Source organism: Caldicellulosiruptoraceae bacterium PP1 (assembly GCA_041320695.1).
Taxonomy (GTDB): domain Bacteria; phylum Bacillota; class Thermoanaerobacteria; order Caldicellulosiruptorales; family Caldicellulosiruptoraceae; genus JBGGOQ01.
Genome location: JBGGOQ010000002.1, coordinates 304,485 through 328,749 on the forward strand (window position 1 = coordinate 304,485; position 24,265 = coordinate 328,749).

The following is a 24,265-nucleotide window of genomic DNA, read 5'->3' on the forward strand; positions in this document are numbered from 1 at the left end:
CTTACAAAAGCGCCTGAACCTACAAATACAGTAGGTTGACGAGGACCGAGGCTAATCGAGTTATCGGCGGATACCTCGGCGGATAAAGCCAAATAGCTTTATTCGAAAGTCTATGCTACAAAGCTTTTGGGGTAACCCAAAGACAAAGGCATAGGCAGTTTGCATAGATATTTAGATTTTAGGAGGATTATATATATGTGTGGCATTGTAGGCTATATTGGAGATAGAGATTGTATCTCTATTTTGATAAATGGTTTAAAAAGGCTTGAATATAGAGGATACGATTCAGCAGGTGTTGCTGTTATAGATAAAAATAATGAGAATATAAATATAATTAAAACTAAAGGAAGGCTTTCTGTTCTTGAAGAGAAGGTAAAAAAAAGCACTATTTCTGGTAACATTGGTATTGGACATACAAGATGGGCAACACATGGTGAACCATCTGATGAAAACTCACACCCACATACAAGCCAGAATGGCAGAATTGCAATTGTACACAATGGTATCATTGAAAACTATCTTAAACTAAAAGAATATCTTATCAAAAAAGGTTTTGAATTTACTTCTGATACAGATACAGAGGTTGTTGCTCATTTAATTGAATACTATTATAAAGGAGATATTATTGAAGCATTTATTAAAACACTTGAAAAAATTCAAGGTTCATATGCACTTGGAGTTTTAAGCCTTGATAATCCTGATATGATGCTTGCAGCAAGAAAGGATAGCCCACTTATTGTAGGACTTGGTCAAGGTGAGAATTTTATTGCATCAGATATTCCTGCAATCCTTGAATACACGAGAGATATATACATTCTTGAAGAAAATGAAATAGCAATACTTAAAAAAGATGGTGTCGAAATAATAAACACCGAAAGAGAAACAATAAATAAAGAGGTATTCCATGTAACATGGGATATTTCATCAGCTGAAAAAGGCGGCTATGAGCACTTTATGATAAAAGAAATTATGGAGCAGCCAAAAGCTGTTAAAGATACATTAACTGGAAGGTTACCAGAAGAAGGCTTTGATATCAACCTTGATGGAATTAAGATAACAGCAGATGATTTGAAGAATATCAATAAAATATTTATAGTTGCTTGTGGAACTGCTTATCATGCTGGTATTGTTGGTAAATATGTAATTGAAAAACTAACCCGAATTCCTGTTGAGGTTGATATAGCAAGTGAGTTTAGATATAGAGATCCAATAATTGATAAGAATACATTAACAATTGTTATTTCTCAATCCGGTGAAACAATAGATACATTAGTTGCAATGAGAGAGGCTAAAATAAGAGGTTCAAGAACACTTGGGATAGTTAATGTTGTAGGTTCATCTATAGCAAGAGAGGTTGATGACTGCCTTTATACATGGGCAGGTCCTGAAATTGCAGTTGCCTCAACAAAGGCATATACAACCCAGCTAATTTGCTTATATCTGATAGCTCTGGACTTTGCTAAGAAGCTTGAAAGAATATCAGATGACCAATTTATTAGGCTTAGTAGAGAGATTAGAAGCATTCCTGAAAAGATTGAAAATATACTTACTCATAAAGAAAATATACAAAAATATGCTTCAGAAAACTTCAATGCAAAGGATATCTTTTATTTAGGAAGAGGGCTTGATTTTGCAGTTGCTATGGAAGGATCTTTAAAACTCAAAGAGATTTCATATATACATTCTGAAGCCTATGCAGCAGGCGAATTAAAACATGGAACAATTGCTTTAATTGAGAAAGGGACATTTGTTTTAGCATTAGCAACACAAGAAGCACTATTTGATAAGATGATAAGCAATATAAAAGAGGTTAAATCTCGTGGTGCCGTTGTAATGTCAGTAGCACTTGAAGGAAACACAGAGATAGAAAAGGTATCAGATTATGTTTTATATATCCCTAAAACAGAACCAGAGATTGCACCAGTTTTAACTGTTATACCATTGCAGCTTTTTGCTTATTACACAGCAGTATTCAGGGGCTGCGATGTAGACAAACCAAGAAACTTAGCAAAAAGCGTAACTGTAGAGTAAAACCAATGAGCCAATGGGGACGGTTGTATATACACAATAAACTCCACTCCATGATAATAAAGTTGACTCTATGATAATAAAGTTCATTCCAAAACCTCGTAGCAGATGCAGGATAACTCCTGATTTGCTGCGGGGCTTTTGTTTTTTAGGGTAGGTAGGGCTAAGGTGTAAGGGTTAAGAAATTAGATTCTTTATTAGAATTTTGATTAGAATGTTGTGATGATTAAAGCCTTCAAACTATTGATTTTAAAGGGATTGAGGATAGTATTGATTACTGTATTGAAGGAAATATTGATATATTAATTGATAAGATGCACTGAAGGATGCACATACCTTAACCCTTATCCCATGAAACTTATCCCTATTTTTCTTTCAACTTGCTCCTAAAAAGAACCAACTTTATTTTAAAAATTATTACAAGGATTAAGGAAAAAGTGTTAATAAATGGGATAAAAATATGAGATTTTAGAGCGGACTTTATTATCTGGAAAGAAATAGGGAAATAGGTTCAAGGTGAGAAGGGATAAGGGGTTGAGGGTGTGAGGGCTGGAGCGGAGTTTATTTTAAATATACATAGTTAGGGGTAAGGATTTTTGGGGATAAGGAATAAGGAAAAATCAATAAATAATAAAGTTTGCTCCGTGATAATAAAGTTGATTCTAAAACAATAAAGTCGGTTCTGTAATAATAAAGTTGGTCCTGGAATAATGAAGTTATGCCATTGAAAGGTTATAAAGTGGTATGAAAATAGAATTAAAGATTAAGAATTACAAATGCAGAATGCTTGTTTCATAAGTAGCAAAATTTTATCAAAATAAAATTGAAGTTATAACGGGAATTTATTATCAGGATTTAGAGCATGGATATTAAAAAATAGAAGGAGATATTTATAGTAAGGTATTTGGATAAATAAATATTAATGTATAATGATAATAGGATATTATTTTTACTTTTGCAGAATATAGAGAAATGATAAAATAGAAATGCATCAATACAAGTAAAAGGAGTCGTGAGGGTATGAAAATTCTTCAATTGAAGATAACATTAAAAGACGTAAAGCCTCCTGTCTGGAGAAGGGTATTGGTTAGAGACGATATCACGTTTTATAAACTCCACAGGATAATCCAGTATGCGATGGGATGGTTTGAATCCCACCTTTATGAGTTCAGGCTAGGAGAAATGATTATTGGGGAAAAAGATGATGACTGGGACTTTTACGACAGATATGAAGTAAAAAGTGCAAAAAGGGTAAAGTTAAGCAGCATGAACTTTGCGCCAAAGGATAAATTCAGATATGTTTACGATTTTGGTGATGACTGGAGACATGACATTGTTGTTGAGAAGGTGCTTGCCCCAGAAGAAGGTATTAAATATCCAGTATGTATCGGTGGTAAAAGAAACTGTCCTCCTGAAGATGTAGGTGGGCCGTGGGGATATGAGGACTTTCTTGAAGCAATTCAAGACCCGCAGCATCCAGAGCATGAATCCATGCTTGAATGGGTGGGGGGTTCTTTTGACCCTGAAGAATTCAGCATAGATGAAGTCAATAATATGTTGAAGATGATAAAGTAAAAGCATATAGAACATATTTTATCGGACTTTGTATGGAGGAGATAAGGTGATAAAATAGGGGGAAAAATAACATGTCAGATAACATTAATAAAGTAGTTGTTATTTATAAATCAAAATATGGCAGCGCACAACGCTATGCACAGTGGATTGCAGATGAAGTCAAGGCGGATTTATTTGAAAGGTCTAAAATTACACTAAACGACATACTCAAATATGATACAATTGTTTATGGCGGTTCACTGTATGCTACTGGTATTTTGGGTATCTCACTCATAAAAAAGAACTTCGACAGAATGAAAGATAAAAAAGTGATAGTATTCTCTGTAGGTGCGTCTCCCGCACATCCTGAAGCAATAAATGATATTAAAAATAATAATTTTACTGAAGAAATGAAGGAAAAAGTCTATTTCTTTCACTTGCGGGGTGGCTTCAATTATAAAAAGTTAAATCCAATTGATAAGGTTTTAATGTATCTTCTAAAGAAAAAAATTGAGCATAAAAAACCTGATGAACTTACTGACGATGAAAAAGGAATGCTTATATGCTATAAACATCCTGTTGACTGGACAAATAAAAAATCAATAAATCCGATTATTGAATCAATAAAAAGTAGAAGTCCAGGGCTAAGAAGAGAATCTTAGGCATTTATTAATTTTACAAATATTGCATTGTATATTATTAAAGTGTGATACAATAGTTATTAAGCAAATTTATAGGGGGTATTTGGAATATGAAATTTAGAAAGTCTATAAGTTTACTGGTATTATGTATTGCTGCTCTGTCATTGATTGCAACAACATGTGGAATTTTTTCAAAACAAGGTCCTGGAGAATATAATTTTACATCAATACACGGTCAAACAATAACTATTTACGGTAAAGGAATATATGGCAACAATTCTGTATTAGCAGCCCTGCAGGCCATACCGCAGGATATCGTGACATTGGGTTTAGGCATCCCGATTCTTATAATCTCGCTCTTTCTGGCAAGAAAAGGTTTAATAAAAGGAAGGCTGCTTCTAGGTGGAACATTGGGATATTTTTTAATTACATATATGATGTATACATTTATTGCAATGTATAACAGGCTGTTTTTGGTATATGTAGTGCTTATGTCAGCAAGTTTTTTTGCATTTGTTTTGACTTTGCTGGCATTTGATATTGAAAAAATGAGTTCTTATTTCAGTAATAAATTGCCAGTTAGGTTTGCAGGAGGCTACCTAATGTTCTCTACGGCAATGATAGGATACTTGTGGCTTGCGAGAGTCATACCAACACTCATTGACGGTTCTGTACCTTTGGAAGTGGAGCATGGTACTACACTAACAGTTCAAGCATTTGACCTGGCATTCTTTCTGCCTGGGATTTTTTTATCGGGGCTGCTTTTGATAAAGAAAAAACCGTTTGGTTACATGTTAGCACCAATTGCGACGGTCACTAATGTTTTAATAATGGCTGCGCTTTTATCAAAGGGAATTTCAATGAACCTGGCCGGCATAGAAGGAACTCTTCCAATGATTATTATGACCTCTTTATTTGGCTTGATAGCAATTGTGTCTTTATTTTTGATATTTAGGAATGTAAACGAACCTGTGCGCACATAAAAAGAAGGCTTTTCGGAACAACAATATTTTATTTTAGTATGGTTTTTCTGTATACCACAAAAAAACTTTATTAAAATAAAACTTAATAAAATTGGAATTTATTGTTACTATATTTATGTGCATGGATATTAAAGAGAAGCCGATGTTGATAGTAAGGTATTTTGGCTAAAAGAGAGGTTAATTAAGTGGTTTTGTGGGGAATCTTCATTAGCGCTTTTTTAATAGGCTTTTCAGGAGCAATGATGCCTGGGCCTATGTTAGGGGTTACGATTGACGGCAGCCTTAAAAAAGGGTGGACAGCAGGCCCTTTGACAGTGTTAGGGCATGGAATATTGGAACTTATATTGATTATCATCATGACATTCGGACTTAAAGATTTCTTTTCCAATCCGACGGTTGCAGGATTTATCGGATTATTTGGCGGCGCTTTTCTCGCATGGATGGGCTATGGAATGATAAAATCCGGCATTAATAAATCAGTTTCTTTGGAGAGCCAAAGAGCAGGGAATAGTGCTGGAGTGGGGAATCTTGCATTGGCGGGAGCGCTTGTAAGTGCTACCAATCCGTATTTTATTCTCTGGTGGGCGTCAACAGGTATGGAATCAATACGCCAGTCTTATACTTCAGGGCTAATTGGTGTTTTGTTCTTTTTTGTAGGACATATTTTATCCGACTTTGTATGGTATTCAGCAATTTCCACGGCATTTTCCAGAGGCAAGAAACTGATAAGTGATACTGTATATCGCTGGATTATTTTGTTGTTAGGCATATTTATTATAGCATTTTCAATCTATTTTATAGGCAGTGGATGGAAAATGCTTCAAACCTGATGATATAATTTCAAGGTGGACCTGATGAAAAAGATGCTATTACCTCGTAATAGATTTAAAATTTAAACTGGAGGTCAAACTCTATGAAATCAATGCTTTTTGAAATTAACAAGAAAAGATGGTTGACGCTATTTTTAGTAGCATTATCAGCAACAATATTTAGATTGATACTGCAGGCTTTTATCCCTTCAAGCGGTAGTAATCCTTTTCCTCCGAGTGCAATCGTCAAAGCAGGACTATTAATCCCCTCTTTTACTATTTATGCACTAATAACCTATTTTTTATTAGCGGTAGTATTTGTCATAATACAGGGTCGTCTACCAGGAACAAAGATTAAAAAAGGTTTAATGTTCGGTTTTTTATTCTGCATGATGTGGGGAATATACTTATTTGAGCCTTTACCTCACGTTTCAAGCACATCACTGACCGAACTTTTTGCTTATCCAATAGTGGATGGAATATCACTTGTATTTTTAGGATTGCTGTTAGGAAAATTCGTTGCTGTAGATTCCCAATTGTCAAGGAAAGTATACATTAATCTTAACATTGTACCGTTAATGGCAATACCTGTATGTTTCCTAGTACTGAGAGTATTTTGTTATAGTATAGTTCATATTTATTCCTCTTTTACTACCAATCCGTTAGGAACAATGATATGGGTAGTTGCATCAGGTATCTGGATAGGGGTTTTGTATTTATTTCTCGGACAAGGCATTAAGATAGAATCTCCGATGTTAAAATCACTATTTTTTGGCATTATAGTCTTTGGAATTAACCTTTTTCTTTTCAATTTTTTCATTACTTTGGTGTTCGAATCAGATATTGCTGATTTAATCATAAGAACTATGACAGACATCATATCTGTAACGATAGGAGTCTATATTTATGAGAAAGTTCGTTTCCTCATGATTTTGGCTCACAGCAAATAGTAAGTATTCAGAAAATGCAAATAGTTAATATCAATGTAAAATAGAAGGATTTCATTGGCTATACTTTATTGCACATTATTTATTAAATTCGAAGCAAGAAATATACATGTAAGATTAAAAATGATTTACCGTATTTATTTCGGAGGGAAGTAAAAGATGACAAATGAAATATTAAATAAATCCTGTTGTAGAGGTAAAATAGAATCATCTCATAAAATAGAGGATGACAATATATGTCCTGTATGTAAAACATCAGGAATTAAAGTAAAGAATATTACTGTCAGGCATTTGGTAGTTGATACGCTGACAGAATCGGTCAGAGATATGGATTATTATATATGCATGAATGAAGAATGTGATATTGTTTATTATAATCCAGAATCAGGCATTAAGTTTGATAAGCAGCAAGTGAAAGTGCCTGTATGGTTTAAAAAAGACGCTAATCCTAAATATGCCTGCTATTGCAGCAAGGTTACAGAGGATCGGATAATAGATGCCGTAATAAAACACGGTGCAAAAACAGTTAAGGATATAATAGAAATCACAGGGGCGATGAAAAACAGCCAGTGTCTAAAGAATAACCCATTAGGGAAATGCTGTCATGAAATAATTCAGAAGGCTATAGACAAAGGATTATCTATGAAATAAGTGCAGTTATATTTAATACTGCATTTTTTATAATCCAAAGGAAGGTATAATTCTATCTTAATATAAACTTTCCGTAATGGATTTCAAGAAAGGCTACGCTGATATTCAAAATGTTTCTAAATAGAAGCCTTTCTCATATAGTGCGGCTTGTTAACTTTAGGGAGGAAAAAGGTTATGGGAATTGATATGCATGAGAAGCAAGAAAAATAGGTCAGTTAACAGGAGATATGTCTTATACACTGCAAATTGTAAAGAAATTGAAAAGAATGGGTTTTAGTATAAAACAAGTATTACAAACTATTGAGTTGCCCGAGAGTGCTGTTTTGCAGGCTTTTGCTGTTAAAAATGCAATTGTTAAATATGCAGGATGGGTGAGTGGATATGGAAAGGTCATCATCCTTCAGTCAGGAAAGTACGATATTTAATATGCTCTTCTTGCGGACATAGACGTACAGGTCGGGCAAACGGTAACCAAAGGACTGCAAATAGGAGGTGCTGACTCTACAGGAAATTCCACACTTACGAACGTATCAGGAAAGACGAGTTTGCAATGATACTGGCCAGAGTTACAGGTGTATGTGGGGGATATGCAGAAGCTTTCAATATATTAGCTCAGATGGCCGGAATACCTTCAATAGTCATCAGCGGAGAAGCAATAAATACCAGGTTTTCTGGTCCGCATGCATGGAACATGGTCAAGGTGAATAATGAAGTCAGATATGTAGATGTTACCTGGGATGACCCGTTACCAGATGGGGGACCCGGATATGTAAGGTATAACTACTTTTTGTTGACAGAAGAACAAATAGCTAAAGACCACTCATGGGATAGAAACAAATACAACCCTGAATTCTTAGATTTGATGCAAAAGTATATGAACTAAATTTAAAGAGGCAGAGTTTTAAACTCTGCCTGTCGTTTTTATAAAGGTTCTATGTCAATAGTTGAGGTAGGTAATTTTGAAAAAGACTTGTCAATAATTTTGTGTCTGTTCATAGTAACGTAACTGGAAAAGTTGATTTGTATCATAAATACATGATTTAATTTTTGGGACCGAATTTTTCCATTTGCTTTGTTTAAAACGTTCTCTTTGCAAGAAGATATTCAATATTATTATTTAAATAAATATTAAGTTCAGCTAACATAAATAAATTTAAGAATTCTTCCAGGAAAGCCTGCATAACAGGTTTATTATTTGGGTCATTATAAAAATATTTATTAAGCATTTTTTCAACTGTGTCATTTTTTATTTTTTCAAGGGTATTTTTATCCATTATACCTACCCCCCTTTATCTTTTATTATATATCAGACACAATTTCATTTTAACATCCATAGAAGGGATAAAGGGTTGAGGGTGTGAGGGCTGGAGTGGAGATTATTTTAAATATACATTTGGATGAGGTAAATTATTATTTGAAGATGATTAAGTAAAGATATGGTGGATGGTTGATATACCCCCTTCTATAATAGTTTTATTTTTTTTCATTGTCTACTATAATAAGAGCATAAAGCCTACCAAAAACTTTTTCTTATTGCTTTAATATTTCTTCTCTTTTTAAAATATGATTAAAGATACAAGCTTTTCTCTATGAATTAATCTAAAGGTAACTTTCTCAACACAAGCCCCACCTTGTTTGATTTCTTATCAATAACAACATATCCGAACTTTGGAAACTTTAATAGTGATTTGTACATAATAAAGTCAGCAGATGTATTTGTATATTCGGGGGCGTATCTAAACCTGAATGTTTCACTTTCCACAATGGTATAATTTGAATTTTTGGCAGGGAATTTGACAATAAAATTGCCTTTTTTATCTATTAAACCAATTGTATATCCTTTTATCACAACAGATGCCATTTCAGCAAAGAAAGAGCTTGCTTCAACAAATTGAGGCTTTAGAATGTAATTTCCTGAAGAATTTATATATCCCCAGTATTTATTTTGATGGACAGCAGCACATCCTTCCTGAAAATTTCTTACACTGTCAAATTGGGGGTTTATGGCTATTTTAAAGTTTTGGTTTATAAATCCCCATTTGCCATTTTGCTTGATAGAACAAAGCCCTTCAGAAAATTCGCCTATATCATCAAACATAGGCTTTATTGTCCATTTGCCGTTTATATCAACAATTCCCCATTTTTTATTTTTATAGACAGCCATAACATTATTAATGCCAATACCTTTTACATTATCAAAGGCTTCTTTACTTTCCAAGGTTTTACCACTTTTGTGGAAAATCAGCTTATATTTTTGACCCGCAAGCTGCCAAGATATAGAGTCAGGAAGCGGATCTGATTTTTTTTGTTTTGACTCAGAATTTTGCTGATTTATGCTATTATCAAGCACATTTTTAAACTTCTGATTAGATAACACATTTTCAAATGAATCATATTGACACTCTACGAAAGAATTACCAAGGGTATCAATTGCACCAAATTTGCCATCCTTTGAAACTAAAAAATATTGTATATACCATCCTGGCCATACACCATCTTTTAGTTCAACCACAGATAGGCAATAATTTCCATAAACAACGTGAGGTAGATTGTATTTGGTATTTGGATTAAAGCTGAGAATTTGCACAAAATACATCTTATCAAATTGAGGAGGAATGAATACTTTTTTATCCAAATTTAAAAAACCATATTTACCATCTTTTTCGCAGATGTATACATTTAGCCATGGATTTATCACTTCTAAAGAATCCAGGATTGGTTTTGCAATTATGTTAATTTTAGAATCAATAAAGCCTACTTTTCCATTCTGCAAGATTGCAAAGATGCCTTTGTATATTTTATTCTCAATGCCCATAATTGAAGAGCCGATAAAAACAATCGGATGTATTTCATCAAATTGAGGCTTCAAGAGAATATTGCCATTTGAATCCATTATCCCCCATTTGCTACCTTTGAGATACGAAATCCATCCGTTTTCCCAAAATTGAAAATTGTCAAATTGAGGGCTTAAGTAAATAAACTTTTGATTTTTGGCCTGCTGAGGAAAGGATATAGTAAAAAGAGCCAAGATATAGAAAGATATAATAAAAGAGGATAAAATCATTTTGAATTTTTTCTGCATGATCAATACCTCCTCAAACATTAAAAGTCTTTGCCTCTTTGACTTTTCTTCAATCTAATACATTAATACTATTATATACCAAAGAAAATCTTTATTGTAGCTGTTGATCATAAATTTGTAGTTCACGAAATAATCAAATAAAATATTACATAAAGTTGTTTTTTAGGTAGAGGTTTGAGATATGTCTTATATGAGAGCTTTTACAAACATTTCTTATATAAAGAATTCTAATGAATATGAGTATATAAAATTAGTTGATGATATAAAAAAGTGTTATTTTTATAGTATCCTAAAGATATCAGCTTTAACGAAAGCCATTGTGTCAGTGAAAATGTTTTACTGTATCTTCTAAAGAAAAAAATTGAGCATAAAAAACCTGATGAACTTACTGACGATGAAAAATGAATGCTTGCATGTTATAAACATCCTTTTGACTGGACAAATATAAAATCAATAAATCCGATTGTTGAATTAATAAAAAGTAGTATCAAATGACATTTATACACAATAGAAATTGAAATTATAATAAAAAATTTGATATGCTAAGGGGTTATGTATGTTCGGATATTTAGGATTTTCTTATGTAGGGTTAGTTTATCTGTTAATGCTATTTATTCCCAATTTAGTATGGGCAAAGAATCCACCAATAGACTATGATACTGAGCATTATGTAAAGGGATAGTTAAAAGTCAAATTATAATAAAAGTTTTTTGCAAGTTATTTTCTGTGGTGAAAGAGTTTAGAATAATATACGGAGCGTGTACTTAATGATATCGTCTTAAAAGAGCCTTAATATTACGTAAAATAAAGAACTATTTATACGTGCCTTTGGAGGAAGATATGCCGTTTTTTTTATATACAAGAAAAGAACTTATAAAAAAGATTAGGATGTTCTATAAGATACAATATGTAAAGGAAAATCTAAAAAAATATAGAATATTTAAGTATAAATTGGTATAATTTTGCGTGTATATACTGATAAATGACTTATAGTATCAAAATTGAGAAATACATAGGAGTGATAAAGTTGATTAGCTTTCAAGATAAAGTTAACTTTATATGGAGTATAGCAGAATTACTAAGAGGCCCCTATAAAAAAGAACAATACGGCGATGTAATACTGCCTATGGCCGTACTCAGGAGGTTTGACTGCGTCCTTGCAGCCACTAAGCAGGAAGTATTAGAAAAGTATGAAGCCTTAAAGAAGTCAGGGCTCCAAAACATGGACCCTGTTTTAAATAGGATATCAAAGCAGGAGTTCAATAATACCAGTAAATATGATTTTGAAAAATTATTGGCTGACCCAGATAATATCGCAAACAATTTAAGAAATTATATCAACGGTTTTTCCAAGAACGCCAGAGAAATCATAGAACATTTTGACTTTGACAAGCAGATTACAAAACTTAATGATAACAACCTGCTTTATCTTGTTGTATCTGAGTTTAATAAGATAGACTTACATCCAGATGTGGTAAGCAATACAGAAATGGGTTACATATTTGAAGAATTGATTAGAAGATTTTCAGAACATGGGGAGGCAGGAGACCACTATACCCCTCGTGAGGTTATAAAGCTCATGGTCAATATTCTACTGAATGAAGATAGCGAGGAATTAACACAGCCTGGGCTTGTTGTGACTGTCTATGACTGCTGTGCGGGGACGGGAGGAATGCTTTCAGTTGCAGAGCAGTACTTGAAAGAACTAAACCCAGGGATACAGGTTGAACTATTTGGACAGGAGATAAATCCCCAATCCTTTAGTATCTGCAAATCCGACATGCTTATAAAAGGACAAAACGCAGACAACATCATTTTAGGCGACAGTTTTACGGAAGATGGACACAGGGGCAGAACCTTTAGATACATGCTCACCAATCCGCCCTTCGGTGTGGAATGGAAGAAAGCGGAGAAGTTTATTCGTGAGGAATATGAAAAAGAAGGGTATAACGGTAGGTTCGGTGCAGGACTTCCCAGAATATCTGATGGTTCCCTTTTATTCCTGCAGCACTTGATATCCAAAATGAAGCAGGACGAAAAAGGCAGCCGTATTGCTATTATCTTCAACGGCTCGCCATTGTTTACGGGGGATGCAGGTTCAGGGGAGTCGGAAATCAGACGCTGGATAATTGAAAATGATATGCTGGAAGGTATTATTGCACTACCTGACCAGTTATTCTACAACACAGGTATTTCTACTTATATCTGGATAGTAACCAACCGCAAAAATAGTGACCCAATGAAGGGACCTGTAAGGACAGGGAAAATACAGTTGGTCAATGCAGTGGACTTCTATCAGAAAATGAGGAAAAGCCTTGGAAACAAGAGAAATGAAATCACTGAAGAACAGATAAAAGAAATTACGAGGATATACGGTGAGTTTAAGGAGAACGAATACTGCAAGATTTTTGATAACGAAGATTTCGGATATCAGAAGATAGTTGTAGAAAGACCTTTAAGGCTTAATTTCCAGGTAACTGAAGAGAGAATCAATAATCTGTATAATGAGGCCACATTTAAGAAACTTGCCGAATCCAGAAAGAAAGGTGTGGCAGGGCTTAAAGAGATAGAAGAAGGGAAAAAACTGCAGCAGCAAATAATAGAAACCTTAAAAACAATGGATTCTACTATTCTGTATAAAAATAGGGATGTGTTTACAAAAGCATTGAGGAAGGCTTTTAAGGACAGTGATATTAAACTGGATAGTGCACTTTTAAAGGCTATTCTTTCTGCCCTGTCCGAAAAAGATGAAACTGCAGACATTTGCGTAGACAACAAGGGTAAACCTGAGCCAGACTCAGACTTGAGGGATACTGAAAATGTACCTTTGAAAGAAGATATCCATGAATACTTTGAACGGGAAGTAAAGCCTCATGTGCCTGATGCCTGGATAGACGAAAGCAAGACTAAAATAGGATATGAAATACCTTTCACAAGGCATTTTTATAAGTATAAGCCACTCAGACCTTCTGAAGAGATTATGAAAGAGATTAGAGAATTGGAACAGAGCATCTTAGAGAAGTTGAAGAAGGTGATGGGGGAATGAGTAAGTTTAAGAGGTATGAAAGGTATAAGGATTCAGGGGTTGAGTGGATAGGTGAGATACCAGAGCATTGGGAGTTAAGGAAAATAAAACATATAGGCATGCTTTCTGCTGGTGGAGTTAACAAGAAAATTGAAGAGGGAGAAGAGTTATTTAAATCTGTCCATTATATGGATGTATATAGAAACTCTGGAAAAGCGATAGGAAATGATGATGACTATTTGGTTGTATCTGCTACTCAAAGTCAGGCTAAGAATTGTACACTTAGGAAAGGTGATGTTTTGTTTACTTCTTCATCGGAGACACCAGATGATATTGGACATGCTGTTACGATTTCCGAAGATTTAGAACAAACATTATATGGATATCACCTTATTAGGTTAAGGTTAGACCGAGATATACCGGCAGATTATAGTTATCGCAAATATATGTTTAATAATCATTATTTTCGAAGTTATTTTTCTTCAAGAACACAAGGTATCACAAGATATGGATTGAAACATGACGATTATAAAGAGGCTGTGGTATTTATACCACCTATTAACGAACAGAAAATTATTGCTAATTTTCTTGACCAAAAAACAGCTGAAATAGATGGTTTGATTACTGATAAGGAAAAATTAATTGAATTATTACAGGAAAAACGACAGGCTATTATAACCGAAGCAGTTACAAAAGGGCTTAATCCGAATGTTAGGATGAAGGATTCTGGAGTTGAGTGGATAGGGAGTATACCAGAACATTGGCAAATTATCCCTTTAAAACATATAACTAACTTTATTTCAAGAGGTAATAGTCCTGAATATGTAGAAGAGAGTTCAATAAAAGTTATAAATCAAGCATGTATCTATTGGGATGAACTAAAAATAGAAAATGTTAAATATCAGTATGATGATATTGATTTTGATAAGTTGAAAGGGAAATTGATTAAAGGAGATTTATTGCTGAACTCTACTGGAACTGGTACTCTAGGGAGAGCAGTAGTATTTAGAGAAGATGGCAAATATATGGCTGATAGCCATGTTACTATTATTCGCTTTAACAAAACAAGAATGAATGAGGTTTTAGCGTTTTATTTGTTACAAACGAAAATATATCAAGGATATATATACAATGCTTTAGTTACTGGTGCTACAAATCAAATAGAATTATCAAGAGAAAGACTAACTGGAACACCTATGATTGTACCACCAAGTACAGAGCAGCAAGAAATAGTTAATTTTTTGAATTCTAAAATCGGACAAATTGCTATTTTAATAAATGAAATCAAAACTCAAATCCATAAACTCGAAGAATACCGCCAATCCCTTATATCAGAAGCAGTAACAGGGAAAATCGATGTAAGGGACTATGTTATGAACAATTAAATTGGAGTGATTTATATGGGCGATTTGAAACTTTTTAGAATAAAAAATGAAGTAAAAGAACTTATAGGCACTTCAGTAGCCATTGAAAAATCTATTCAGACATTAATTGAAAACAATATGGAAACATTCTTTGGAATTAAATTTCTGGCCTCTGAGTATCCTACAGGTAAAAATCATGGGGGGCGAATTGATTCTTTGGGGATAGACGAAAACTATTGTCCTGTGATACTGGAATACAAGAGAGCATTAAATGAAAATGTAATAAACCAGGGGTTGTATTATCTTGACTGGCTAATGGACCATAAAGCAGAGTTCAAATTGCTTGTAATGGAGAAAATGGGTAAGGATATTGCCGATAAGATTGAATGGTCCATGCCGAGACTATTGTGTATTGCAGGGGATTTTACAAAGTTTGATGAATACGCTGTAAAGCAGATTAATAGGAATATAGAACTTATTAGATATAAAAAATATGAGGGCGACTTGATTCTGTTTGAACTGGTAAATGCTACTACAGCATCGCAGACTGCAATAGTTTCAGATGATGGTGCAAATAAACATAATGTATATAAAACAGTAACTGAGAATCTCCAACAGGCAGATAAAGAATTACAGGATTTGTATTATTCAGTTAAAGACTTTATATTAAACCTCGGAGATGACATTCAGGAAAAGGTTCTGAAATACTACATTGCTTTTAAAAAAATTCGAAATTTCGCTTGTGTAGAAGTTTATCCGAAAAGCAAAACAATTCTTATATACTTGAATATAAATCCTAACGAAGTAGAGTTAAAGGAAGGTTTTACAAGAGATGTGAGCAATATCGGTCATTACGGTACGGGAAACTTAGAGGTTAGGATAAACAATAAAGATGATTTTGAAAAGGCTAAAGCGCTTATAGCAAAAAGTTATGATGAAAATTAGTTGGGGGGATATAAATGGCTAAAACTCCTGAAGAACTTTTAGAAAAGGGTTTTGAAGAATATATTGAGGAGTACCTTTTAAAAAATGGATATGTGAAGGGCAGTCCTGACTATTACAACAAAGAATATGCCTTAGATACCAAAATTCTATTTGAATTCTTAGAGGATACTCAGCCGAAAAAGATGGATAGGTTAAGGCAAATTCATAAAGACCAGTATAAGTTTAAAATTCTAAAACGACTCAATACGGAACTGAATAACCGTGGTATGATTGATGTATTAAGACATGGGATTAAAGATTATGGCGTATACTTGGACCTTGCCTATTTTCAGCCTGCCAGCAAATTAAACGATGAAATGGTTAAACTTTATCAAAAAAATAGAATATCTGTCACAAGGCAGGTGCACTACAGCACCAAAAACGAAAACAGCATTGACATGCTCATCTGTGTCAATGGACTTCCCGTTGTTGTGCTGGAACTTAAAAATGCTTTTACTGGTCAAACCTATGAAGATGCAATAATGCAGTACAAGAAAGATAGAAGCCCTAATGAACTATTGTTCCAGTTTAAGAAAAGAGCCATTGTATTTTTTGCAGTAGATACTCAAGAAGCCTATATGACTACAAGGCTTTCAGGAGATAAGACTTCATTCCTTCCATTTAATAAAGGCTGTGATGGAGGGAAAGGGAATCCAGACAATCCTGATGGGCTTAAAACAGCATATCTATGGGAAGAGATACTTCAAAAAGATAGTCTGATGGATATACTAAAGAGGTTTGTATTTATCCAGACAGAAGAAAAGAAAGATATAGACGGCAATATCTATACATCGGAAACTGTCATATTTCCAAGATATCACCAATTGGACGCAGTAAGGAAACTGGAAGCCGATGCAAGGGAAAAGGGAGTAGGAACAAACTATCTTGTGCAGCACAGTGCAGGGTCAGGAAAAACAAACTCCATATCATGGCTTGCCCACAGGCTTGCCAATCTTCATGATGATAGCGATAATCCTGTATTTGATTCGGTTATTGTCATCACGGACAGGCGGGTTTTGGACAGGCAGTTGCAGGACAGCATTTATCAGTTGGAACATAAACATGGAGTAGTTCAAAAAATAGATAAAGACTCAAATCAATTGGCTGATGCCTTGAAAAACGGGACAAGAATTATTATCTCTACCCTGCAAAAGTTTCCCTTTATCATCGAAAAGGTTGGAGAGTTGGAAAACCGCAAATATGCTGTCATTATAGATGAAGCCCATTCCAGCAGTGCAGGAGAAAACATGGCTTCTTTAAGGGAAGTGCTGTCTGCAAGTACTCTTGAAGAAGCGGCAAAACTGGATGAAGAGTTAGAGGGCAAAGAATACGACCCTGAGGAGGAAATTTTAAAGACAATAAAGAAAAGAGGAAAACAGCCTAATATCAGTTTCTTTGCTTTCACGGCTACACCTAAAGCAAAAACTCTTGAAATGTTCGGGACAATAGGACCTGACGGACTGCCCCATCCATTTCATCTATACTCTATGAGGCAGGCCATCGAAGAAGGCTTTATTTTGGATGTGCTTCAAAACTATGTTACATATGAAACCTACTTCAAACTGGCAAAGAAAATTGAAGATGACCCCACTTTTGACAGGGCAAAAGCCACCAAGGCATTAACACGGTATGTAAGCCTTCACCCTCATAACATTGCCCAAAAGACTGAAATCATGGTGGAGCACTTCAGGAGTGTAACCAGGCATAAAATAGGAGGAAGGGCTAAGGCAATGGTTGTAACCAGTTCCAGGCTCCATGCTGTACGCTATAAGCATGCCTTTGATGAATATATCAAAAAGAAAGGCTACAGGGATATGAAAACCCTAATAGCCTTTTCGGGAACAGTAAAAGATGGCGGTGTAGATTACAAAGAAAGTGACATGAACGGATTTAAGGAATCAGAACTTCCAGAACGTTTTGCCACTGATGAATATCAAGTTCTTTTGGTTGCAGAAAAGTACCAGACAGGTTTTGATCAGCCTCTTTTACATACCATGTATGTGGATAAAAAGTTGTCGGGAGTCAAGGCGGTACAGACTTTATCAAGACTCAATAGAACCTGTGCAGGAAAAGAAGATACCTTTATCCTTGACTTTGTAAATAAGGCAGAGGATATTCAGGAAGCCTTTAAGCCCTATTACCAGGCAACCATTGTGGAAGAAGTGACAGAACCTAACCTGCTTTATGATATTGAAACTATGCTCAATGCTTACGGTGTATATCTCAAAGAGGAATTGGATAAGTTTGCTTATATATACTTTAAACCTAAGGATAAAAAGACTTCTAAAGACAGGGCAATGCTAAACCACTTTATAGATGCGGCTGTAGAAAGGTTTAAGAAACTGGATGAACAGCGGAAGCAGGATTTTAGCAGCCAGGCAATGAAATACGTAAGGCTTTATTCCTTTATTCTTCAAATAACGCCTTTTGAAGATGTTGAACTCCATAAGTTGTATGTATATTTGACGTATCTGCTCAAAAAACTGCCAAGAGAAAAAGGCTCTACTGTTCACCTTGCTGACGAAATCGCTTTGGAATACTATACCACTAAAAAGACCTTTGAAGGGAGCATCTCATTAACCCCAGATGATGAAAATGTACCAGTCACACCTGTGAAATTTGCAGGAACGGGGGTAAAGGAAGAACAGAAAGAATATTTGTCCAGCATTATTGAGCGGCTTAATAAGCGGTTTGGGACTGATTTCACAAAAGCGGACCAGTTATCGGTAGAGCAAATAAAAGAGGATTTTGCCGCTGATGAGGATTTGGTTCAAAAGGCTAAGACAAATACCATTGACGACTTTAGACTTGCTTTCGAAAAAGTGTTTATTAATAAAGTAATTGACAGGATGGACCAGAACCAGGCATTCTTTACCCGTGTTCTAGACGATGAACAGTTTAAGAATGCACTTATGGAGTATATGCTGGTTGAGACCTATGAGAAGTTAAATAGTATGGCAAAATGAAATAATAGATTGGCGGGTGAAGGTGACAGCATGATTTCTGTTTATATAGAAAATATTATCAAGATATTTAATTGGGATGTTATTACTAGGATGTATGGCAGTTCTCATAGTTCTATTATAGGGTTCTTATCAAGTGAATGGATTAAAAATTCTCAAGAGCATTCTATATTAGATGGTGCCCCCTCTCCGTTTGTCGGCAAGGGAATAAAAGGGCAAAAGAACGCAGATATTCTATTATGTAAAGGAGATAAGCCCTTGATCCACTGGGGACGGTTCTTATTGACTCATAATGACAACTATTACCAGTAAAATGATTTTAGTCCTTAATTGTTATTTCATAAGAGAAGTCAATTTACTGATAGTTTGTGGAATTTATAGAAAATACAAATACTTATATTAAGGAAATGACATATAATGAAGTCTATGCTTTAATTTTAAGTTTGCTATTTGTGAAAGATAAGATAGTGAAAGGCATCTCTATTGACTGATGAATTTTTGTCAGATTATTTTTATTTATTGATGAATATAAAATATTTACGATATTTATTTTTATTTTAAAAATATAAATTGATGCTTATTGAATAATTTGTCATTTTACAAATAATTCAAATGAACTACTAATACTTAAACTTTACAATAATTAGATTATTGCTTTATTATTTATTGGTAATACTAGTTTAGAAAGGAAGTCTATACATGGATATTAGAGATAAGGTTTGCAAGATATTTGAATATCTTTTAGCTGTAAAGAATTTAAATGAAAAGGTAATTAGTAATATTGAGCAGTTTGATGATGTAATTTGGCAAAGAGATATACCAGAATATGAAGGATGTTTTTTAAATGGCAGTGGAAGATATAAGGAAGCATGGTTAGAGGTTCATAAACAGAATATACCAGAAGCTCCGCAATTACCAGAAATATTAAGTGGCTGGGTAACTTATTGGTCTGATCCTGAAAAAGAACCAATAGTTAAAGAACAAATTACCAAAAAAAATAAAGTTATAGACAAGCAGCTAATTAACAATGAAAATTCTTTTTCTAATAATAACGATTTCTTGGGGGAAAAAGATAAATTAGATTACGAAAAATTCGAAGATGATCCAAAAAGGGTAGAAACATTTAATGAATGGATTAAGAATAAATGGCGTCCTTGGGCAAAAGAAGCTTTACCTAAAAAAAGAATTCAGAAATTATATACAAAATTATTTACATTACATCAAAGAATTCAGCGTGAAGGGGGAGATGTTGAACTTGCGTGGGGGCATGGTTTGTTAACATGGAATATTAATTCAAATGATATTAAAAGACCTTTACTTGTAACATCATTAGAATTACAGTTTGATGCTAAAAATGGGATTTTTATATTGTTGCCAACTAGTAAAGGAACCAATATAGAAATTGATATGCTTAATAATATTGAAATACCATATATTAAGAGGCTACAAGAAATTGTATTAGAATTTCCAAAATTAGAAATAAGTGTTTGGGATAAAGAGTTAATTGAACCAATATTAAAGGAGATAGTTCATACGATAAATCCTGAAGGTATATATTCAGAGGAAGATCTTCCTTCCCAAAATATATGGGATGTTCCAGTAGTTACATATTCGTCTGTTATATTTTTAAGGGAAAATAGTGGACGTTTATGGCAAGCTGAAATAATTAATGTGATAGATAAAATAAAAAATGGCTATCCTATTCCTGATACTATTGAATTACTTGCTACTGATAATCTAGAAGAATGTCTGAAAAAACATGAAACAAATGATAATCAAAATAATTGGGGTTCAGTTGGAGAAGATTTATTATTTCCTCTTCCAGTAAATAATGAACAAAAATTAATTGCACAGAAATTAGCTATAAGTCCTGGGGTAGTTGTTCAGGGTCCACCTGGTACTGGAAAGAGCCATACAATTGCTAATTTAATTTGCCATCTGCTAGCACATGGGAAAAGAGTGTTAGTGACTAGCGAAAAAGAGAGAGCATTGCGGGTTCTAAGAGATAAGATTCCACATGAAATTAGGCATTTATGTGTAAGTGTGTTAGGAGGAGATTCAGCTTCTGTAAAGGAATTGGAGAATTCAATAGAAAATATCACTGAAAATATTGATAGTTACAATCCTCAATTATTAAAAAGAGAGATAGAGAGGTTGAGAAGTGAGTTATTTGAAACAAGGAAAAGAAAGATACGATATCAAAATTTAATTAAACAGGCAGGTGAATTGGAAAACAAAAAAGTAATTATTGGTAATTACGAAATGACCCCTTTGGAAATGGCTAAATGGCTTAAAGAAAATGTTGAGCATAACTGGATACCTGATTCTATAAGAGTAGATCAAGAATGCCCTTTATCTGAAGTAGAGATAAAAAAGTTTTTTGAATTAGCAGGAAAGTTAAGGACGAGCGATAAAGAAAGTTTAGAAAAAAGGAGACCCAAAATTTCAGGATTACCTGATCCACATGAATTCAATGGAAATGTATTGAATATTAGATACCTTGAACAGCAAATAGTGGAAAAATCTAATTATATAAATGATTGGAATGTATCTCAAAATGTCTCTTCCGAAATAGATACATATAAACAAATGATTTTGTCTATAATTAGTGAACTAAAAGAGTTAAACGAACCTTGGATGCACTTTATTATGAAGGATTCAATATTAGGTGCTGACAGGAAAGAATTGTGGGACGTATTTTCTAAGGAAAGTCGTGATCGGATAAAGCATTTAAAAAAACTTGATATGGAATTGATAGAGCATGAAGTTGTTTTTTCTGATAATATTGATTATACAATTGCAAAGGAAGACTTAAAGGCTTTAAAGGAAAGACTAAAAGGTACTAAACAGATTAGTTGGTTTTTTAAGAACATTATAGGCCGAAAATATGCATATTTAATTGATAAAAGTCAAATATCTTTAGACTATCATGAAATAAAAAATGAAAATGATGTTGATATAATACTCAAATATATAGAGAAAAATGAGATTAAAAATAAGCTAATATTAAAATGGAATAACATAATGAAAGACATTGGAGGACCGCAATTGTCTAATTCAATATCAAGGTTTAATTTCTATGTAGAAGAACTTATAGCTAAACTAGAAAAAGGATTACAATGGAATGATAATGTTGTAAAACCTCTGCAAAATTTTTTAAAAGACTTAGGCATTCCAGAAATACCTGATTGGACAGATATAAATTTGTTTGAAAAACTTTATAAAGGGATATTGGTGCTTGAATTAGAGAAGAAATGGAATAATGCCAAAACATTTTTTGACAGATTAAAAACTATATTAATTGGCGGGATGAAAACAAACAATATTCATCCGAGCTGGATAAATCTTTTAAATGCTTGTGAAGCAAAAGATTCAGAATTATGGAGTAAAGAATATAGGGAGATTGAACGTCTTGAAAGGTTAGAAGAAGATTATTATATTTATTCAAGCCTAAAAGATAGGCTTGAAGTAGTAGTACCTAAATGGGTAAGAATGATAATTGAACAAGGTGGAAATGGGGAAGTTTTAATACCACCTGATGATTGGAAATTAGCATGGCAATGGAGACAATGTGATACTTACCTAAAAGAGATAAAAGAAACAGGTAATATAGAGAAAATTAGTAATATACTAAAGGAGGAAGAAAAAAAAGAATCTAATATCTTAAAAGAACTTGTTGAAAAATCTACTTGGCTTGCACAAATTGAAAGAATTACACATGAGCAAAAAAGAAGCCTGCATGCATTTGTACAAGCAGTTAGGAAAATTGGTAAAGGAACAGGTAAATATGCTAATATGTACCGAAAAGAAGCAAGAGAAGAAATGCAGATTTGTAAAGGAGCCATTCCAGTTTGGATAATGCCAATACAAAAAATAATAGAGAATATAAAGCTTACAGATGATTTATTTGATGTAATAATTGTGGATGAAAGCAGTCAGAACAATTTATTTGCTTTATGTACTTTACTGAGAGCAAAAAAAGCTGTTATAGTTGGAGATGATAATCAAATAAGCCCTGAAAGTATTGGAATAAATGTGGAGGACCTGTATCAACTTATACAACGGTATTTAACTGGAATAATACCTCATGCTAACAGGTTTGAATTGACTACAAGCTTGTATGATATTTCGAGTCAAATTTTCGAAAACAAAATTGTATTAAAAGAACATTTTAGAAGTGTCCCTGAAATAATACAATTTAGTAATGATTTAATGTATGAAGGGAAAGTAATACCGTTAAGACTGCCAATTTCTCATGAGATATTTAACCCACCTGTATCAGCAATATTTGTAGATGAAGGGTATGTGGAAGAATTTACTTCTAAAGATATAAATAAACCTGAAGCAGAAGCCATAGTAAATCATATTATGAAACTTTGTTCTGAACCCAAATACCATGGAAAGTCAATAGGGGTTATTTCTCTTCAAGGGAATGATCAAGCAGAACTAATTGAAGAGCTTTTAAGAGAGACTATTGGAGAAAAAGAAATGGTTGAAAGAAAGCTTATATGTGGTGATGCTTATTTCTTCCAAGGTGATGAAAGAGATATAATTATACTTTCAATGGTTATTGCACCAAATAAGAGATTTAGGGCATTGACCAGGCGTTCTGATTATCAAAGGTTTAATGTTGCTGCAAGCAGGGCAAGGGATCAGATGTTTTTATTTCACTCAGTACAATTAAAGGACATAAACAATCATGAATGTGCAAGATATCGTTTGCTACAATATTGTCAAAATCCATATAGAGTACAACAAAAAATAGATGAAGTTAAACATCTATTTGAATCAAAATTTGAAGAAGATGTTTATAGAATTATTAGTGCTCGTGGATATAGAGTAATACCTCAAGTAAAAGTTGCTAATTTAGGTAAGAGAATTGATTTAGTAATAGAAGGAATTTACAATAGATTGGCAATAGAATGCGATGGAGATAAATGGCACGGTATTGATAAATGGGAAGAAGATATAGAACGTCAGTGCATTTTGGAAAGAGTTGGTTGGACATTTTGGCGTGTGAGAGGGAGTGAATTTTATAGAGACCCTGAAGAAGCTATGAAATCGCTATGGGTAAAGCTAAATGAAATGGGCATAAAACCAATAGAATAAATAACAATTCTCTATGTAATTTATTACTGAGATATCATAAAAATGATTAATTCAAAGCTCAGAAAATTAAACTATTAAGGTAATTAATGTTATAATAAAATTTGTATCAATAACAATACAAACCT

Annotated in this window: 18 protein-coding genes; 16 read left to right on the forward strand and 2 right to left on the reverse strand. The window is 33.6% G+C overall.

The annotated features are described in order from the left end of the window. Nucleotides 1–195: 195 nt before the first annotated feature. From glmS to ACAG39_05060, 9 genes are all read left to right on the forward strand, one after another. On the forward strand, nucleotides 196–2,031 hold the full coding sequence (gene glmS / locus ACAG39_05020; protein ID MEZ0536599.1) for a glutamine--fructose-6-phosphate transaminase (isomerizing): 1,836 nt from the start codon (nucleotides 196–198) through the stop codon (nucleotides 2,029–2,031). A gap of 1,017 nt (nucleotides 2,032–3,048) precedes the next feature. Further along, nucleotides 3,049–3,603 (forward strand): plasmid pRiA4b ORF-3 family protein, encoded by a 555-nt coding sequence (locus tag ACAG39_05025; GenBank protein MEZ0536600.1) that lies wholly within the window; start codon nucleotides 3,049–3,051, stop codon nucleotides 3,601–3,603. Between the two features lie 71 nt (nucleotides 3,604–3,674). Further along, nucleotides 3,675–4,244 carry a flavodoxin domain-containing protein gene (locus ACAG39_05030; protein MEZ0536601.1) on the forward strand — a complete coding sequence of 190 codons (570 nt, stop codon included), beginning with the start codon at nucleotides 3,675–3,677 and terminating at the stop codon, nucleotides 4,242–4,244. An 89-nt stretch (nucleotides 4,245–4,333) separates the two neighbouring features. Beyond that, nucleotides 4,334–5,206, forward strand: a complete 873-nt coding sequence (locus ACAG39_05035) for a hypothetical protein (protein ID MEZ0536602.1) — start codon at nucleotides 4,334–4,336, stop codon at nucleotides 5,204–5,206. 185 nt (nucleotides 5,207–5,391) lie between these two features. After that, the gene (locus tag ACAG39_05040; GenBank protein MEZ0536603.1) at nucleotides 5,392–6,036 is read left to right on the forward strand and encodes a LysE family transporter; all 645 of its coding nucleotides are present in this window, start codon (nucleotides 5,392–5,394) and stop codon (nucleotides 6,034–6,036) included. 83 nt (nucleotides 6,037–6,119) lie between these two features. Further along, nucleotides 6,120–6,965 (forward strand): hypothetical protein, encoded by an 846-nt coding sequence (locus ACAG39_05045; protein ID MEZ0536604.1) that lies wholly within the window; start codon nucleotides 6,120–6,122, stop codon nucleotides 6,963–6,965. Between the two features lie 156 nt (nucleotides 6,966–7,121). Beyond that, a complete protein-coding gene (locus ACAG39_05050; GenBank protein ID MEZ0536605.1) occupies nucleotides 7,122–7,613 on the forward strand; it encodes a Csac_0668 family 2Fe-2S cluster-binding (seleno)protein in 492 nt (163 codons plus the stop codon). A gap of 227 nt (nucleotides 7,614–7,840) precedes the next feature. Beyond that, entirely contained in the window at nucleotides 7,841–8,038 is a 198-nt protein-coding gene (locus ACAG39_05055) for a hypothetical protein (protein ID MEZ0536606.1), read from the forward strand. Nucleotides 8,039–8,163: 125 nt separating this feature from the next. Next, complete coding sequence (locus ACAG39_05060) at nucleotides 8,164–8,496, forward strand: transglutaminase domain-containing protein (protein MEZ0536607.1); 333 nt, start codon at nucleotides 8,164–8,166, stop codon at nucleotides 8,494–8,496. A 193-nt stretch (nucleotides 8,497–8,689) separates the two neighbouring features. Here the strand turns inward: ACAG39_05060 and ACAG39_05065 are convergent, their stop codons facing one another. After that, the gene (locus tag ACAG39_05065; GenBank protein MEZ0536608.1) at nucleotides 8,690–8,887 is read right to left on the reverse strand and encodes a hypothetical protein; all 198 of its coding nucleotides are present in this window, start codon (nucleotides 8,885–8,887) and stop codon (nucleotides 8,690–8,692) included. Nucleotides 8,888–9,207: 320 nt separating this feature from the next. Next, complete coding sequence (locus ACAG39_05070; GenBank protein ID MEZ0536609.1) at nucleotides 9,208–10,695, reverse strand: WG repeat-containing protein; 1,488 nt, start codon at nucleotides 10,693–10,695, stop codon at nucleotides 9,208–9,210. Between the two features lie 556 nt (nucleotides 10,696–11,251). Between ACAG39_05070 and ACAG39_05075 the strand changes: the two genes are divergently transcribed. The 7 genes from ACAG39_05075 (at nucleotide 11,252) to ACAG39_05105 (ending at nucleotide 24,140) form a co-directional block, all read left to right on the forward strand. After that, complete coding sequence (locus tag ACAG39_05075) at nucleotides 11,252–11,377, forward strand: hypothetical protein (GenBank protein MEZ0536610.1); 126 nt, start codon at nucleotides 11,252–11,254, stop codon at nucleotides 11,375–11,377. Between the two features lie 345 nt (nucleotides 11,378–11,722). Then, a complete protein-coding gene (locus ACAG39_05080) occupies nucleotides 11,723–13,741 on the forward strand; it encodes an N-6 DNA methylase (GenBank protein MEZ0536611.1) in 2,019 nt (672 codons plus the stop codon). Further along, complete coding sequence (locus ACAG39_05085; GenBank protein MEZ0536612.1) at nucleotides 13,738–15,105, forward strand: restriction endonuclease subunit S; 1,368 nt, start codon at nucleotides 13,738–13,740, stop codon at nucleotides 15,103–15,105. Before ACAG39_05080 ends, ACAG39_05085 begins: the two co-directional genes overlap by 4 nt. A 15-nt stretch (nucleotides 15,106–15,120) precedes the next feature. After that, nucleotides 15,121–16,029 (forward strand): DUF5655 domain-containing protein, encoded by a 909-nt coding sequence (locus tag ACAG39_05090; GenBank protein ID MEZ0536613.1) that lies wholly within the window; start codon nucleotides 15,121–15,123, stop codon nucleotides 16,027–16,029. Between the two features lie 14 nt (nucleotides 16,030–16,043). Continuing rightward, nucleotides 16,044–19,034, forward strand: a complete 2,991-nt coding sequence (locus ACAG39_05095; protein ID MEZ0536614.1) for a type I restriction endonuclease subunit R — start codon at nucleotides 16,044–16,046, stop codon at nucleotides 19,032–19,034. A gap of 30 nt (nucleotides 19,035–19,064) precedes the next feature. Next, on the forward strand, nucleotides 19,065–19,343 hold the full coding sequence (locus ACAG39_05100; GenBank protein MEZ0536615.1) for a hypothetical protein: 279 nt from the start codon (nucleotides 19,065–19,067) through the stop codon (nucleotides 19,341–19,343). A gap of 387 nt (nucleotides 19,344–19,730) precedes the next feature. Next, nucleotides 19,731–24,140, forward strand: coding sequence for an AAA domain-containing protein (locus ACAG39_05105; GenBank protein ID MEZ0536616.1), 4,410 nt, complete (start codon nucleotides 19,731–19,733; stop codon nucleotides 24,138–24,140). Nucleotides 24,141–24,265 lie beyond the last annotated feature (125 nt).